17 protein-coding genes are annotated in these 14,115 nt (G+C 46.4%); 3 read left to right on the top strand and 14 right to left on the bottom strand.

Annotation, left to right across the window (positions count from 1 at the left end; all coding sequences use genetic code 11):
- Nucleotides 1-18: 18 nt before the first annotated feature.
- The 14 genes from ACY3ZI_RS03280 to ACY3ZI_RS03215 all read right to left on the bottom strand — a co-directional run bounded on the left by ACY3ZI_RS03280 (nt 19) and on the right by ACY3ZI_RS03215 (nt 11,123).
- Nucleotides 19-771 carry a hypothetical protein gene (locus ACY3ZI_RS03280; protein ID WP_040132802.1) on the bottom strand — a complete coding sequence of 251 codons (753 nt, stop codon included), beginning with the start codon at nt 769-771 and terminating at the stop codon, nt 19-21.
- 89 nt (nt 772-860) lie between these two features.
- Nucleotides 861-1,934 carry a DUF7146 domain-containing protein gene (locus ACY3ZI_RS03275; RefSeq protein WP_004249390.1) on the bottom strand — a complete coding sequence of 358 codons (1,074 nt, stop codon included), beginning with the start codon at nt 1,932-1,934 and terminating at the stop codon, nt 861-863.
- Between the two features lie 90 nt (nt 1,935-2,024).
- On the bottom strand, nt 2,025-2,366 hold the full coding sequence (locus ACY3ZI_RS03270; RefSeq protein ID WP_024008818.1) for a hypothetical protein: 342 nt from the start codon (nt 2,364-2,366) through the stop codon (nt 2,025-2,027).
- Nucleotides 2,366-2,863, bottom strand: coding sequence for a RadC family protein (gene radC, locus ACY3ZI_RS03265; protein WP_000797298.1), 498 nt, complete (start codon nt 2,861-2,863; stop codon nt 2,366-2,368). Before radC ends, ACY3ZI_RS03270 begins: the two co-directional genes overlap by 1 nt.
- 83 nt (nt 2,864-2,946) lie before the next feature.
- Nucleotides 2,947-4,602 carry a VWA domain-containing protein gene (locus ACY3ZI_RS03260; RefSeq protein WP_250250880.1) on the bottom strand — a complete coding sequence of 552 codons (1,656 nt, stop codon included), beginning with the start codon at nt 4,600-4,602 and terminating at the stop codon, nt 2,947-2,949.
- A 69-nt stretch (nt 4,603-4,671) separates the two neighbouring features.
- On the bottom strand, nt 4,672-5,112 hold the full coding sequence (locus ACY3ZI_RS03255; protein ID WP_004249386.1) for a hypothetical protein: 441 nt from the start codon (nt 5,110-5,112) through the stop codon (nt 4,672-4,674).
- A gap of 61 nt (nt 5,113-5,173) precedes the next feature.
- Nucleotides 5,174-6,127, bottom strand: coding sequence for a DUF3150 domain-containing protein (locus tag ACY3ZI_RS03250; protein WP_370602776.1), 954 nt, complete (start codon nt 6,125-6,127; stop codon nt 5,174-5,176).
- A gap of 98 nt (nt 6,128-6,225) precedes the next feature.
- On the bottom strand, nt 6,226-6,870 hold the full coding sequence (locus ACY3ZI_RS03245) for a hypothetical protein (protein ID WP_442959075.1): 645 nt from the start codon (nt 6,868-6,870) through the stop codon (nt 6,226-6,228).
- Nucleotides 6,871-6,992: 122 nt separating this feature from the next.
- Nucleotides 6,993-7,952 (bottom strand): AAA family ATPase, encoded by a 960-nt coding sequence (locus ACY3ZI_RS03240; RefSeq protein WP_108479196.1) that lies wholly within the window; start codon nt 7,950-7,952, stop codon nt 6,993-6,995.
- Nucleotides 7,953-8,182: 230 nt separating this feature from the next.
- Nucleotides 8,183-9,178: a YqaJ viral recombinase family nuclease gene (locus ACY3ZI_RS03235; RefSeq protein WP_487375976.1), complete on the bottom strand. Its 996-nt coding sequence runs from the start codon at nt 9,176-9,178 to the stop codon at nt 8,183-8,185.
- Nucleotides 9,179-9,238: 60 nt separating this feature from the next.
- The gene (locus tag ACY3ZI_RS03230; RefSeq protein WP_008844794.1) at nt 9,239-9,382 is read right to left on the bottom strand and encodes a hypothetical protein; all 144 of its coding nucleotides are present in this window, start codon (nt 9,380-9,382) and stop codon (nt 9,239-9,241) included.
- Nucleotides 9,383-9,463: 81 nt separating this feature from the next.
- Nucleotides 9,464-10,282, bottom strand: a complete 819-nt coding sequence (gene bet, locus ACY3ZI_RS03225) for a phage recombination protein Bet (RefSeq protein ID WP_487377438.1) — start codon at nt 10,280-10,282, stop codon at nt 9,464-9,466.
- Nucleotides 10,283-10,361: 79 nt separating this feature from the next.
- Nucleotides 10,362-10,781, bottom strand: a complete 420-nt coding sequence (locus tag ACY3ZI_RS03220; RefSeq protein ID WP_394229997.1) for a single-stranded DNA-binding protein — start codon at nt 10,779-10,781, stop codon at nt 10,362-10,364.
- Between the two features lie 15 nt (nt 10,782-10,796).
- Entirely contained in the window at nt 10,797-11,123 is a 327-nt protein-coding gene (locus ACY3ZI_RS03215) for a plasmid-related protein (RefSeq protein WP_088585952.1), read from the bottom strand.
- A 367-nt stretch (nt 11,124-11,490) separates the two neighbouring features.
- Here ACY3ZI_RS03215 and ACY3ZI_RS03210 point away from each other — a divergent pair, with 367 nt between their 5' ends.
- The 3 genes from ACY3ZI_RS03210 (at nt 11,491) to ACY3ZI_RS03200 (ending at nt 14,037) form a co-directional block, all read left to right on the top strand.
- Nucleotides 11,491-12,093 (top strand): hypothetical protein, encoded by a 603-nt coding sequence (locus ACY3ZI_RS03210; protein ID WP_487375975.1) that lies wholly within the window; start codon nt 11,491-11,493, stop codon nt 12,091-12,093.
- A 108-nt stretch (nt 12,094-12,201) separates the two neighbouring features.
- Entirely contained in the window at nt 12,202-12,888 is a 687-nt protein-coding gene (locus ACY3ZI_RS03205; RefSeq protein ID WP_487375974.1) for an endonuclease, read from the top strand.
- A 51-nt stretch (nt 12,889-12,939) separates the two neighbouring features.
- A complete protein-coding gene (locus ACY3ZI_RS03200; protein WP_487375973.1) occupies nt 12,940-14,037 on the top strand; it encodes a hypothetical protein in 1,098 nt (365 codons plus the stop codon).
- Nucleotides 14,038-14,115: the final 78 nt, after the last annotated feature.

The raw sequence follows: 14,115 nt of genomic DNA, 5'->3' as shown, positions 1-14,115 counted from the left end.
TATTCCCTTGTTACTGGATTATCGGACACACATCTTGAATTCATTTTGCGCTTTTGTGAGAGACTCATTTAGCCTGTAAACAGTAACCAAAGTCTTCATCGCTCCTGACGGAACGACCACAAAATGCAAATCACTGTTACTGTGCCGCCAAATATCAGCTTTGTTACTATATTTTTGGTTCTTATGAAGAGCTACCTTTTCAGGCAAAATTGCTTTTGTCAATGATGAGCTAAATAACCTTGAAGTCAAAGCCTTCCAAGGATGCTTAGGTACGCCGTCTGAAAGCCGTTCCACAAATCGTTCTAGCGCGTGACGAGTCACCACGACAGGCCCAATATTCGGAACGTTGATGACCTCATCGATTTCTCTCACTGTAGCATTATCGACGCTGTATTCTTCGAAGGAATGTGAGAGCCAATCGTCCCGCTTCTCTACCGAGATCTGTGCTTCCTGGTATCGAGTGAGCAAAAACCTAGTCAGGCTGTAAAGTAAATGCTTAGTTGAGCGTTGTTTCTGTAACTTTTTGATAGCTCCTTTACTAACTCGGATTTGAAGCCCATTACCGCTTCGGTTACTCCCCATCACCTCTTTCACTGACAGTAGGTGATGAATAGCATAAAGCTCAGCTGCAATTGGCTTTTGCTGCTCAGGTAGCTTGTCGTATTGCTCACCTAAATCGACCTTTAGCTCACCACCTCTTCGAAGTCCGGTCTTCCAGTAAACCTTAAACTCACCATCAATCTGCTTTGTTAACAGGGTTAATACCATCATGTTTGTTTCTCCTATTGGTTATCTATTTTTCATTCTCCATGTTTTTTCAAATATGCAAGGCGCAAAAAAAGGGGCCGAAGCCCCTTGGATCAGATATGAACTTTAGGAAAGCCCATGGCACCGTAAACATTCAGCACATCATTCCAATCCCAACTTTTCACGCCGAGTGACGTTGGTATCGGAGGGATCAAGACTTGTGTCAGAATGCCTTTTTTCCAGGCTTTTTTCTTGAGTTCATTCGCTGCATTCAGGCCGGTCTCAGAGAGATCGTGATCTGCCCAGATGTACAGCATTTTCACATTACTTGGTGGTTCAAACCTAGCCAGTAGCGTTGCATTCACAACCGACCAACATGTTTGCCCCGTTGCTCTGGTAACCGCTAAAGCCGTTTCTATACCTTCAGAAACACCTAGTACTTCACCAGGCTCACCTATAGGAATGGCACCACCAGTGATTGTTCTGTCACTTGGTATCGGCATCATCTTTTTAGGCTTTTCAACCGGCGCTTTGAATCCATCTTCACTTAGGTAGATCCGATGAAACGTGGCCGAACGCCCTTGCTGAGTAACGATTTTACCTAGCAGCGCTGGGTAGCTATCGATAAACAGGCCATCTTCATCATGGTAAGGCAAGTTTGGATGAAACCTCAGCACCGAATCCCATTCAGGACTAAGCCGGGTAACAATGCCACGACGATGCATGTAGTTCCAAACTGGTTGCGCACGAGTATCTGCAAGAGAAAACGTTTCTCCCCAGGTTTGATTCAAGCGATGGATAATCGCTTTGTCCTCGTCCTGCTTTCTAGCCTTCCAATCAACTGCGTTACTCGGTATTGGCCGAATAGGGGCTTGTATTTGTCCGGGTTGAATACAAAGAACCTGGCCGATTGCTTCAATAGACTGAGCAAAGTTCCATCCATTAATCCAAGACAACAGTTCAAAACCATCATGAAAGATACCGCAGGTATTACAAACGCCACCACCGGTATATTCAGCATCTTTGAACAGCCTAAAGCCATCACGACCGCCATGAACAGGACAAGCCACATGACGGCCTTTTCGAGCAATAGCGGCATCAAGTTCTGGCACCAACGCCGCCAGTATTTGAAGCCATTGGCCATTAAGATATGGCCTCACTGTTTCAATCTGTAAAGGTAACGCCATATAACCTCCTTAAATAAAATGCCGACTCCTACCACAGGTGGCAAAAGTCAGCTTGGGTCCTGCATTAGCCGTTCGGTTAATACAGGAGCGTTAGTCAAGCTGGATACCATGTCGTCTTAATAGCCACATGATGGACTCACGAAGCACATCAGGATCGACAACCGCAGCCATCGCGCAAACACGAAAGCAAAATGGCGTTAATTCGTCATTTTGAATCCACGACAACACATCCTTGCGCAACCGAGTGCTGACACGACCGTCCAGCAACACACGGATCGCATCCAAAAGAATGCCTTCGCGTAACTGCCAGATTTCCGTGTCAGACCAAGTGACTGGGGCATCATCAAACTCAAATAGAAATTCGAGCTGTGATGACGTGTGTTGATGGGACTGCTTTTGTGATGAAGGAGAATGGGCAATGCGCCCATTCATTAAAGATAACCGCGTTCGGCAAGCGAAACGCAGCCCTCGGATGCGACCACGACATGGTCAAGCGTTCGAATATCAACAAGTGACAAGGCGTCACGGAGTCGATGAGTGATGCGTTTATCAGCTTCACTGGGTTCAGGATCACCCGATGGATGGTTATGAACCAGTATCACTGCTGCCGCATTAAGTTCTAGCGCTCGTTTTGTTACTTCCCTTGGATACACGCTCGCCGCATCTAAAGTGCCTTTGAATAGCTCTTCAAATCGAATAACGCGATGCTTTGTATCAAGAAACAGCACACCAAAGACTTCGTGCTCATACTCGTGCATCAGTGTTTGCAGGTATGAGAACGCCGACGATGGCTGTTCAATTTTGCGACCTTTACTCAATCGACCACGGGCAAGCTTGAGCGCCATATCTAAGATATCCGCTTCAGTCACTTGCTCAGGAACGATATAAGTACCGGCTTCTTCGCCAGCTAAGAACTTTCTGTTTTTCATAGGAGTCTCCCAAAAAAAGCGGAGACGAACCCATGCCCAGACGGGGACGGAATCGTCCCCGCAGGGTGGTAAAATTGATGTGGTTACTGAATTAACAGTTGTTGTGTTACTTCAAATAACTCACGCTTTAGATCTTTGACGTCGTTAATCACGATGCTTTGTGGAAAGAATCTCTCAACACTGCGTGTTTGAATCCCGATCCCCAGTAGCTCAAAGCCACTGCGTCTGCACCTGTCAACAATGTCATGCGTAGCAGCCCAATCATCTGGGTCACCATCCGTTAGCACTATCATTAGCTTTCGCTTCTGTTTTTGTGCTAACAAACTGTTTGCCGCAAACCACATCGCTTGTGCCATAGGCGTACAACCTCGTGGTTTTTGGTCAAAACAGGCGGCCCGATGTCGAACCGATTGCTTGGGCAATAACGCGATAGAAACTTCCTGATGAATACCAGGAAAATAACTGACCGCAGGTACAACACCCGGTATACCTTCCAATGCCATGGCCAAAGCCAAAGCGGCTTCATTGGCAACATGAAAGTACTTGCGATTACCTTCGCCAATGGGCTTACCCATTGAGCCCGATATATCGACAAGCAAGTGCACAGCAGCATTAGGCGCAATGCGCGGCTGCCTTTGAATAAACAATCTCGATTCACCTGCTTGTGAGGCAGCAAGACGATGGGTTGCAACTCGAAGACCGTGCCGTTTGGCATGATTCCGATTGTCCTGACTGGACTGAACCATGCCCCTAAGCCTGGCTCGAATTTGAGCGGACTCAGACGCCGATAAGGTCAAAATGGCCTCATCACCCAACATAGCCTGCTCTGCTTGGGGCAAACTGAGTGGAGTGACGCCCTGATGTCCTTCAGCTTGTTCCGACAACACTTCTGCCACTTGGGCAAAGGTATCGGGTTCAAACTGAGCGGCACTGGCCTCTAAGGCTTGTCGCAAATTGTCAGCTTGATCAGAGTTATCTGAATCCCCCGTTTCAGCAGCATCCCCCATTGCAGACGAGTCTGCTTCCGGGGTTTGACTGTCACTACTGTTATTGCTGTCATTACTCGCATCTTGTCCAATGTCATCACCGCCATCAGCATCAGACTCATCCTGTGGTGGACGAGATTCTTCTTCCAACATGGCAACGATGGCATCGACAAGTTTCAGCACTTCACCTGTAGATGCCAGGCTAGGCACTGCTGTCAGCATGGCGCTTAACCGGCTCATCGCTGCGGCAGGAAAGAGTTGTCTCACTCTTTCATCAACAGCTTGATACAAAGGCGTCAGCGCTTTCTGGCCCAGAAAATAGCATCTCAAGCGAAACAACAACCAGGCTTGCAAGTTAGATGCAGGCTCAGGCTGTTCAGGTACACACATTTGCTGTGTGTCCACCATGTATTCAATCACTTGCGAAATACTGCGCCGGGTTCCGGGGTAATCCTTTGCCAATTCGTTTTCAATGCGCACATCCTCAATAATATTGAGAAGTGCCTTACGGATCGGCTTAGACGACGCCTTCTTCACCATGTCAAAATTGGTATGCCGAATATGCGCCGCTTCATGAGCCAGATAACCCCAAGCTATCTGTTGATAGTGTGGGTCGTCTGGGTTTGCTGTTGGGATCACAATCCGCTCACCATCGGTAAACGCATCTTGTCCTTGAATAAGCACCTTCACACCAAACTTTTCGCCGTAAGCGGCGGCAACGATTGGCAGTGCGTTTTTTAATGGATGATTCATGGGAGTCTCCTAATCATTAGGGGGAATACTCCCTCAGCGGGAGCGTTTCCCCGCTGGGAATGTAAGTGTTTAAACCAGTGCTTTTAGCTTATCCAGGTCGTATTTTTGACCTAACCAAGCCACCAATTGAGCTGGATTCTCGTGCTGCTCAAATGACGTTTTAAGCTGGTCTAAACTCATGATGTCATCCAATGTCAGACCGTACTGGTCTTGTAACTGAGTAGACACCTCGTGTTGATATTGCAGCCAGGCCCGCTCAAAAGCGGTTTGCTGCAATGCCATGTTTGGAACAAACACCATGGCCGTTACCCAAGCTCCTTGTGCGTCTGCATCTGCGATCAGCACAGGGTTCTTTGGGATCACGACACTATGTGTTGAGTACGACCGTTGTACTAACGTTCGACAACACGCCACTTCTGGTATCGATTCACTTTCAACCGCATCAGTCACACCACGAAAATGTGCTTCAAACTGCTTCAGTTGGCTGGGGTTATGGATGGTTGATTGCATAATTTCCTCTTACATAGTTCAGAGGACATGCGCCCTTTAGGGCGACATGCCCTCAAGGACGTTAAAAATAAAATGAGTTTGGTACAGTCGAACCAAGGTTTGGTCTGACGGTTGGTTGTGGTATTGCACATAAGTTATCTGGCTGAGCAGATACTGGCTGTGCGGGTTTAGGTTCAGGTTTGGGCATCAGTTGTCTGATATCCAATTGACCTTCACCGTGCATTCTCATCTTGTCTGGATCAGACAAAATTAAAATGGTCGCCATCAGTTCGTGATAGAGATTGTCTGTCACAGGGCCGGTCTTCGGCAGACGAACAAATAAATTGTCCATCGCTTCGACCATCGGCTGGACTCGATGATCCAGGAATGACAAACCATCCAACTTGTCTCTTAACCGCTTCAGAGGATTAAGGGCTCGCTGGCTGATTTGATTCTTACCTGCAACGGAACGCTCAAACAGTTCATTGGCATCACGAGCCACCTCCCTAAAGAGGGTGTGTCCCATGCCATTGACCTTGTCATCTAAGCCACCAGCTTGTTCAGCCGGTTGCATTCGATAGATGGCATAATCGAACTGAAGCCGTTGTTCCACATCTTCAATGGGTGACAGCGCACGCCGGATTGCATCTGCAAATTCCGGGTGTTTTGCAACCCAGTCAAACGTCACCTGATCATAGTTGTCCAAGAACAACTGCTTGCACTGCGCAAACTCCTGACCGATCCGGTCAAGCTCTGTAACAATCTGATCAATTCGGTCCTCAGGGACGGCATAGCCACCTAAAAACCGCACACCGACTTGCTCACACAAGCGCTGCGCTTCTTTCTTAAGCCTTTCAAAGTTCGCCAATGCCTCAGGGTCGCAAATTTTTTTACTCCCTAAGCTGGCAACATCCTTCGGTGGAAGTTGGCTGCCATTGGCTAGTCTGAAATCTTCAGGCCTTAGTTTTTTTCTACCGCTCCAGATGGAACAGTCGATGTGACAAATCAAAAGTTTGTCGAGGGTTTGAATACTCATAGTACATCCTCATGCGAGATGGGGACGCACCACTCCCAACAGGAGCAATGGCCCCCGTTTGGGTGGTAGTAGTTGACGCGCTAATGGCAATACCACTATCAGAAATAGTAATTTTGCGAATCAGGCGACGATTGGTTGAGATCGATTTTCACAGGCATTAAGTCCAGTGCTTCAGCAATCGGGCGAACCCGCTCTAAATCACTACCTAATAGCCTCAATACATCTTTTTCCAACTTCAGTTGGTCGGATACTTCTATCCCTTCAGGACTCGCTACTGTGAGCGAACACAGAGGTGGTAATTGACGCTTAAAGGCCAGTAACAGCAACAATGGCCATGGGCCATCATCCGTGTTAACAATGCCAGCGCCTTCACCTGACACCATGCTGATTTGATTGGTACTAGGTAATCTGCTTTTGCAAAACCCTAATGACCATTCTCCAATCCTGACCTGGTTATCATCAATAACAGCCAAGCCATAGGCTTCAAGCAGCTTTGCCATATCGAACAACGCTTTTTGCGCCAGCGAGATTTGGCCATTGACGTCCTTGCGAGTACGAAACTCCCAACTGACGTTATTGGCGCACGCGACGCTATCTAGCGCATTTGAGAGTTCAAATGGCCGCCCTTGATGATCAATGCCGACTTGTCCAACCAATCGATAACCCTTGTTGATTTTCTCATTGATTCGTCGGTCTGCTTCAGCGTTAGGATCAGTCGAATCAATCAATCGCTGCTGCGACAATTGACCAGCTTTTCCAAACCGAACTTCAATCTCCTGGGTGTCTGATCCAACGTAAATGGCCCATTCTTTGGCTGTCCCATCAGAATGACTGTAACGGTAAAGAGCAAAGCACTTTTCCATCATCAATCCTCCCAGTGGTCACCGAAGACATCAGCGGCAATACGGTGAATGGCTTCACGTTGCTCCAACTCAGCACGAGCCGTCAAAGACCGAACCAGTGCATACTCCACTGCGTTAGGAGCGCCTTTAAAAGCAAGTGTTAACTTTGCCCAGCGCACCAAAGTCCGAGTGGACATGGTGATACTAAGCTCTGCACCGCCATCCGTACCCCCAATAAAAAGACGACGGATGTCACCAGCCACTTTCACCATTTTTTGGCGAAAGACTTCTGGCAAGCCAGGCGCAACGTTCTCCAGAATGGCTTCCTCTACAGAAGGCTCTGCATAGGTCGCTTCGATGATTCTAAAGCGATCAAGAAAAGCCAAATTCTGTTGGAGCACACCTTGATACAAGCCCGTTTGGTCACCGCTGCCCGCACTGTTGCCGGTTGCGATAAAACGAAACTTGGTATGTGGCATGATGATCTCTCCGCCATTTTGTGCGATGACCAACGGGGCACCTTCCAAAATGTCATTGAGCCCAGCCAGTTCAGCAGGCTCAGCAAGATCCATTTCATTAATGATCAGCAAATGGCCATGCTTTACAGCCAGTGCCAGCGGTCCATACACAAAGGTCATGTTGCCATTAACCAGCGTGTGGTGACCGATAAGATCGGACAACTCCAATCGACCGTGCGCAGTAATTTGCTGAACAGGCCAATTCAATCGAGAAGCAACTTGGCAAATTAGCGAGGTCTTACCGCATCCAGTGGGGCCTGTAATATACAAACCGTCACCGTCTGGGTTAGACAAAAACGCTAATACGTCACGTAAGTCTTCTTTTCTAAAAACATACTCGTCCTTGCGAACGGGAATGTTTGGATGGGTAGTGTCGGCACTAAATCCTTCCAGAACGAAAGCATCAGGAGCCGGGACATTAAACGCTTGATTCACTTGAACCAAAAATGGAGATTGTTCAGTCATGGTAAACCTCATCAGTTTTGACGAGGCCCCATGCCCCAACAGGGAATGAAGTCCCCGTCGGGTAGTGTGTTGATTGTGGTATGGCTGTGTATGTAAGAGTTCAGCTCGCTCTATCATTCGTATCCAGCATTGGCTACGAGTGAAACTGCTTTCTGATGCACTTGGTATAAGCGCATTAGAAAGGAGCCGAAATCGGCTCCAAGTGAACGTTAAAAATAAAATGAGCTCGGCTAGTCACCTGGCAGAACCAAGTTCTCTTGCTCAAGGCTGATTTTGATTGGTGTTTCAACGGGCTGCTCTGGCTTATTGGTGCTGATGCGCAACCGCTCTTGTGGCGCTTTTCTGTAAGCGGCTAAAACCTGTTCATCCAGCTCGCCTAACTTATCGGTGGCCAATTGCTTATAGTCCACCGTGCCCGCCATCATGTAGCGGCTGAGTTTGACCCCAGCATAATCCGCATGAGCGTAGTTACCCATCATGGCGACCAATTTTGACTGAGCGTCTCGCATTTCCTCTTTCAAAGATTTGATGTGATTTTCCAGTCGGACCACTTCGGCATGTGCTGAGCAATACTGGCGAGACAACGATGTCCAGCGGTATTGAGCTTCACCCTTGGGAACAAAACAATCTTGCTCTGGGCATTTTGACGGTTCTTTTTGGGTCTGTACTAACTCCCAAAACTGAAGCGCTGTTTCTTGCAACTCAGTTAAGAACGCCGCGTCTCGTTGTATTTCAAACTCAATCAGTTGATCCTCAAAATAGAAAACCAACCAACCACGCGTGCTATTGGCGACCAGTATTTGATGCTGTACCTGCACCCAATACAACTGGTACGCCTCGCTTTGTTCTCTGTGAGCTTGCACATCCTCAAAAACTGGCTGGCAAGGACATTTCAGTTCAACGGGTTCGCCCGCATCGTTGATGCCATCAAAGCTGGCTCGAAAGATTGTGTTATGATCGGCTTCTGCACATAACGGCAGAAGAATGTCATTATGCGCATTCTCAAATGCTCGCCTTGCTTGAGGCTCCAACCGTATACCGCGAAGCACATTTGGATTATTAGACAGGTCTTCCGGTAATACGAATCCGGTTTTTTCTGCCCATAATCGCCAAGGTGTTTTGTAGGGTGAACGCCCCATAATAATTGGGGCTTCAGATGCCGTAACCCCTGCAATGCGCCACTGGTGCCATGCAGGAGTACGTTGTGATAGGTCGATAACCTTCATATTGCCTCCTTTGAGGGGAGACTCCCCTGAAAGAGAGAACTCCCCTTCAGGGTTAAGTGGTTACTTTGCAGCTTGTGCTAACGCTGTTTGGTGCTGAACAACACTTGCTTGAACCGAATCAATTGCCGCTATACCGGCTTGAATCGAACCTACGACAAGGGCAACAACCAATACCAAGCGAAAAAGTGAGGCTGATTTAGTCATGGAAGATCTCCAAAAAATGACGAGACCTTCCCCCTGACGGGAGAATAATCCCGCCAGGGTTAGTAAAATGAATGCGTGGCGCTAAGAAGCTAAAGGCTGTGTGAGCGCTTTGGCTGCTTGTTGCTGTGCATCAAATATTTCTTGTTTCGCAAACGTCAGTTCAACACCTTGAAAATGTTCATTGGCATATTCCAATGCACTATTCCAAGCGTTTGAAGCTTCCGCCCGCTCGATAAGCTTGTAAACAAGCCCTCGGGTTCGATCATCAACTTGCTCGGGTGGAATCACAGATGGCTCAACAACGTGTGTTGCTTGGCCTTCGATAATTCGCTCCGCTTCGTCTTGATCGAAAATTCCAACAAAGCCAAACGCAATGCGGGAACACTGGATCATGGATTTATGCCTTAGCATTCGCTTAGTGTGCGTCTGCCATGGACCATCCACACGGTAAGGGCCATTTTTGCCGTTACCTTCAAAAGGCGGTCGATAGACTTCATCCAGGTACTCAGTGATTTTGACTGGGTGCGAACGGTCGCGCCGGTAGATGATGCATTCCATCCATTCCGGGCATTCTTTCGCACCATCCAGGGAGACTTTGTTTTCTGAAGTCTTAAACTCCATGCCATCAAACTGGTCGTGTTGATTGATGATGCGAGACCATCCATCGACACCTACCACTGGAATAATTCCAGCTTGCTTATCAGGGAACGCAAAAATCTCTTTGGTGAAAGGGTTCAAGCCGTACTGATCTGCAACCACCAAGAGCGCCATCATCTGCTCATTGGTCGGTGCACTACCGTCACGTTGCTTGAATGCTGTTGCTTTTAGGGTATCGAACAGTTTGTTTGGATCGACACTAAAGCGCTCAGCAAAGCGTTGGATTAGCTTTGGTTTTTCCATTGTGGACTCCGACAATCAAAGTGGGAGTCTGACCCTGACGGGAAAGTACTCCCGGCTGGGTTAAAGCGTTTTTGCTCGGTTAAAAATCTGGTTCAGGATAAGTTTGTGCCCAATTAGTTTGGGAGCCCGCATCATCCGTCGCTGATGGCTCAGATGCTTTGTTCACACTATCAAGAAGCAGAAACTCGTCCGCGTCCACTTCGGTCAATCGATGCTTAATGCCATCTTTCTCCCATGAGCGCGTGCGCTGAGGCCCTTGAACAAAAAGCTTCGCTCCTTTTTGGATTAAATCTTTTGCCCTGAGCCCTAACTTAAATCCACCACGATCTCGAAAAACGACCCGATGCCATTCCGTATGCTCTTTGAGCTCATTGGATTGACGGTCGCGCCATTTCTCAGAAGTGGCCAGCGAAATGCTGGTCACCAAATCACCTGATGGATAGGCTCGCGTCTCTGGCTCAGCGCCAACGTAGCCTATGAGTGTTACTTGGTTTTTCATGATGTTCTCCTCGTCTTAGTTGAACTCTGTGCACACAGTCGCTTCTACCCGGCTGGGCAAAGAAGACTGACGACGCAGATAGGTTGGTATTTCGAGTAAAGCCATGTCGTACTGATGTGGCTCTTTGTAAAACGCAGATGTCAAACGGGGCATACCAGGAGCTTTAGGTACTGCCATTGGACGACGTTTTGGTGTTGGTGTGAGCAATCGCTTGATTTGAGTAAGTACAAATCGAAACGGGCGCACGCATTGACGAGCAAGCAATCGCAAAAGCGACCAGCTCAGTTTTGCAAGCAACATAATGCCTGCGATTTGGATAATAAACCCGAAGATATATTCCATTGGTGACTCCTTAATTTGGTTTTGAAGGAGTCACCCCCAACTGGGGAAAACTCCCCCAGTTGGGTGGTGAAAAGGCGAACCGTAAGGAACGCATGGTTGAGCATGTAGAAACATGCAGGCTATTTGTTTAAGGAGGCTAGCTACCTCTTAGTGCCACTGAGAAAACTCAGCGGCGGGCTTCCTTTGAGCTCATGCTCTCAGGCGCAGATATCACTGAAACAGATCAGCAATATTTGATAGTCAGTGTAACCGTCTTATCCAGACAGGATAGTTAGAAAGATGCTCAATTCTTCCACCTAGCTGAAAGGCCATTACCTCACAGAGGATTAGTCTAGGGACTGATTATTGTCATATCAGGAGCAAACTTATGGCCCAAGCAAAACCCAATTACTCAAAACCCATCTTTGAACAATCATTCACAATTAACAGCTTACAGGCGCAACGTGTCGTTGACCGTGTTTTTAGGCGCACGGTCAGTGCGCTTTACGGAATCGATGTCATCCTACGCATCATTGGCGATGAGAACGAAATCGATGAAGTGGAACAGATCATTAGCCAGTTGATCGAGGATTGCGCTAAGGCGGTAGACAACGAACAAGCTCGTTTGGACAAACTGATGGAGTCCAACGGCATCGATGAAGTACCTGACTACACCGACCCGATTACCTTCAACGCCAAAATCAGCTCGCCTCAGGTTGGCCAGTTTGTCGGCTTAGTTCGCAAACTCGATGCGTTGATGATCTCAATGGACACACTCTGGTTGTCTAGCGTGCTTAGCAACAAGCAACGTGTTGATGGCAACTACGCATGGCAACAGCGCATCATCAAACTGGCTCGACGCATAATTGATATCGAAATTCGAGCACGAAAATCAGCCCAAGCTAAGAGTAAAGAAGCAGAAGTTGAGCAAGCGGTGCCTTCAACCGATGACGATATCACTGAAGAGGAAACAGATAACCCCGCCAACTAGCCAACTAGGCTCCCATCAACCAGCCCCTCTCGAAGGGGCTCTTCATCTTGCTGTATTTTCTATCAAAATCATTAAAATGAATTTAACTGTCATTTTTGGCCAATTTACATGAATAGAACTAATTTTCTCGTTACCTTCTTAATAGCGTTGTTCGCAATCCCTGCATTTGCAGAACACCCAACATCGTTCAGCCAGGCAAAACGATTTGCCCGAGAAATTTACCAAGACAACCAGAGTACGTTTTACTGTGGATGTAGCTATAACAATGATGGTGCGATTGATGCTGCATCTTGCGGATATGAACCAAGGAAGCAACCGAAACGAGGAGAACGCTTAGAGTGGGAGCACGTTGTCTCAGCATGGGAAATTGGCCATCAACGCCAATGCTGGCAAAACGGTGGACGTCGGAACTGCGAAAAGAATGATCCTGAGTTTTCTAAAATGGTTTCGGATCTCCATAACCTCGTACCATCAGTAGGTGAGCTCAACGGGGATAGATCAAATTTTCGATTTGGCATGATTCCGAACGAACCAAGATCCTATGGTCAATGTGATTTCGAAGTTAATTTCAAAGACCGTCGAGCAGAACCACCAGCTAACCGTCAGGGTGATATTGCTAGAATCTATTTCTACATGCGAGATCAATACGGCCTAAGACTAAGCAGGCAACAAACTCAGCTTTTTGAAGCTTGGTCAAGAATGGACCCTGTTGACGAATGGGAAAAAGTACGTGATTTGAAGATTAAAAGTATTCAAGGTAATTCAAATTGCCATGTGAGCAATAGTTGCAGCTGAAATTAGAATTACTTAAATATAACTTGCATCATCTTTCTTAATGGTAAAACAATGGACGACTTTATCAGCGATAAAAAAATCAATAAATTTAGAGATCTAGTTAACTCAAATTCTGGCTTTGTTTATCAGACATACAAAAACAAAGATGGAAAGAACTTGTGGAATCTTATTTGCTCATGCATGGATTGGCTAACAGTAGCCACGAGACATTTGAGTAAAGCTGAAGGCCTTGACTCAAACATTGATATTCGTGTGATGCAGACATTTTCACTTATCTCATCAATCGATATTATATTCGAGTCAATAAATCAGCTTCATCGAGTATTTGTCAATCATAAAACGCTTCCATTTGAAGGTGAAAGCTCTTGCTTTGACAACAGACTATTCACTGAGGAAGATGACAACAGTTACTTCAAATCAATTAGAGCCTGCTTCGGAGCTCATCCTGTTAACTTAAAGCACAGTAACACTAAGAGATTTGCAAGTTGGCCTTTTGACAGTCATTTTGAAAGTGGTGAGCTAACAGTTCATTTATATAGCAACACAATCGGTGAAAGTGATTTAGTCATGCACTTGAAGTATTCGGAGCTGCTTAGTTTTTTGAAGTGCCGTTATGAATACCTAGATGTAATATCAGAGAAAATCGAGCTCGCCTATTCCGAGTTCAAAGACGCTCTTTCGAAACAACCCATTGAACTAAAAGAAGATCCACTTGAACAACTCAACATCCTAAAAAACGAATCCAAATTTAGGCTCAACAATGACTATTACAACAGCATTATTGACGAATTAATCATGATCTTCGAGGCTCCACCTCTGGATAATAGTATTGAAAACCTTGCCAATAATTACAGAGCATCATTAGTTCCGCTGATCACTGAAATCAGAGAAAACCTTCAAGCGATGAATATTTCTGATCTAGAAAAAAATTATCTTCTTGAGCCAAACTCAGAACTAAGTAAAACTTTGAGCTACGAAATCGGAAAATTCTATTCCTGGTTACACAGCAACCAATATGACCCACTAGTAAACTACTATATAGAAAGATTTAACAAATCATCAAATTCAAAATACAAATTTTCTATTGAAGATTCTGAAAGTTCGCTACTTCTAAAACTCAAGCTTATGCTAATCGATCAAGCTATTTAGTAAACTTTGGAAGAATGATGAATCAAACACTTCTATTGCTTCATCAGTACTGGTTCCATTAATACTGATGAAGCAGCT

It is taken from the genome of Providencia sp. LY12, from assembly GCF_057621555.1.
Note: the sequence above shows the minus strand (reverse complement) of the source record. Positions and strands in the feature narration are given on the sequence as shown.

What these genes read in the sequence shown, in the direction of transcription:
- ACY3ZI_RS03270 (WP_024008818.1), bottom strand. Translation starts at nt 2,366, where the DNA reads ATGAATGGGCGCATTGCCCATTCTCCTTCATCACAAAAGCAGTCCCAT.
- ACY3ZI_RS03280 (WP_040132802.1), bottom strand. Translation starts at nt 771, where the DNA reads ATGATGGTATTAACCCTGTTAACAAAGCAGATTGATGGTGAGTTTAAG.
- ACY3ZI_RS03255 (WP_004249386.1), bottom strand. Translation starts at nt 5,112, where the DNA reads ATGCAATCAACCATCCATAACCCCAGCCAACTGAAGCAGTTTGAAGCA.
- radC (WP_000797298.1), bottom strand. Translation starts at nt 2,863, where the DNA reads ATGAAAAACAGAAAGTTCTTAGCTGGCGAAGAAGCCGGTACTTATATC.
- ACY3ZI_RS03250 (WP_370602776.1), bottom strand. Translation starts at nt 6,127, where the DNA reads ATGAGTATTCAAACCCTCGACAAACTTTTGATTTGTCACATCGACTGT.
- ACY3ZI_RS03220 (WP_394229997.1), bottom strand. Translation starts at nt 10,781, where the DNA reads ATGAAAAACCAAGTAACACTCATAGGCTACGTTGGCGCTGAGCCAGAG.
- ACY3ZI_RS03230 (WP_008844794.1), bottom strand. Translation starts at nt 9,382, where the DNA reads ATGACTAAATCAGCCTCACTTTTTCGCTTGGTATTGGTTGTTGCCCTT.
- ACY3ZI_RS03260 (WP_250250880.1), bottom strand. Translation starts at nt 4,602, where the DNA reads ATGAATCATCCATTAAAAAACGCACTGCCAATCGTTGCCGCCGCTTAC.
- ACY3ZI_RS03205 (WP_487375974.1), top strand. Translation starts at nt 12,202, where the DNA reads ATGAATAGAACTAATTTTCTCGTTACCTTCTTAATAGCGTTGTTCGCA.
- bet (WP_487377438.1), bottom strand. Translation starts at nt 10,282, where the DNA reads ATGGAAAAACCAAAGCTAATCCAACGCTTTGCTGAGCGCTTTAGTGTC.
- ACY3ZI_RS03275 (WP_004249390.1), bottom strand. Translation starts at nt 1,934, where the DNA reads ATGGCGTTACCTTTACAGATTGAAACAGTGAGGCCATATCTTAATGGC.
- ACY3ZI_RS03215 (WP_088585952.1), bottom strand. Translation starts at nt 11,123, where the DNA reads ATGGAATATATCTTCGGGTTTATTATCCAAATCGCAGGCATTATGTTG.
- ACY3ZI_RS03240 (WP_108479196.1), bottom strand. Translation starts at nt 7,952, where the DNA reads ATGACTGAACAATCTCCATTTTTGGTTCAAGTGAATCAAGCGTTTAAT.
- ACY3ZI_RS03235 (WP_487375976.1), bottom strand. Translation starts at nt 9,178, where the DNA reads ATGAAGGTTATCGACCTATCACAACGTACTCCTGCATGGCACCAGTGG.
- ACY3ZI_RS03210 (WP_487375975.1), top strand. Translation starts at nt 11,491, where the DNA reads ATGGCCCAAGCAAAACCCAATTACTCAAAACCCATCTTTGAACAATCA.
- ACY3ZI_RS03200 (WP_487375973.1), top strand. Translation starts at nt 12,940, where the DNA reads ATGGACGACTTTATCAGCGATAAAAAAATCAATAAATTTAGAGATCTA.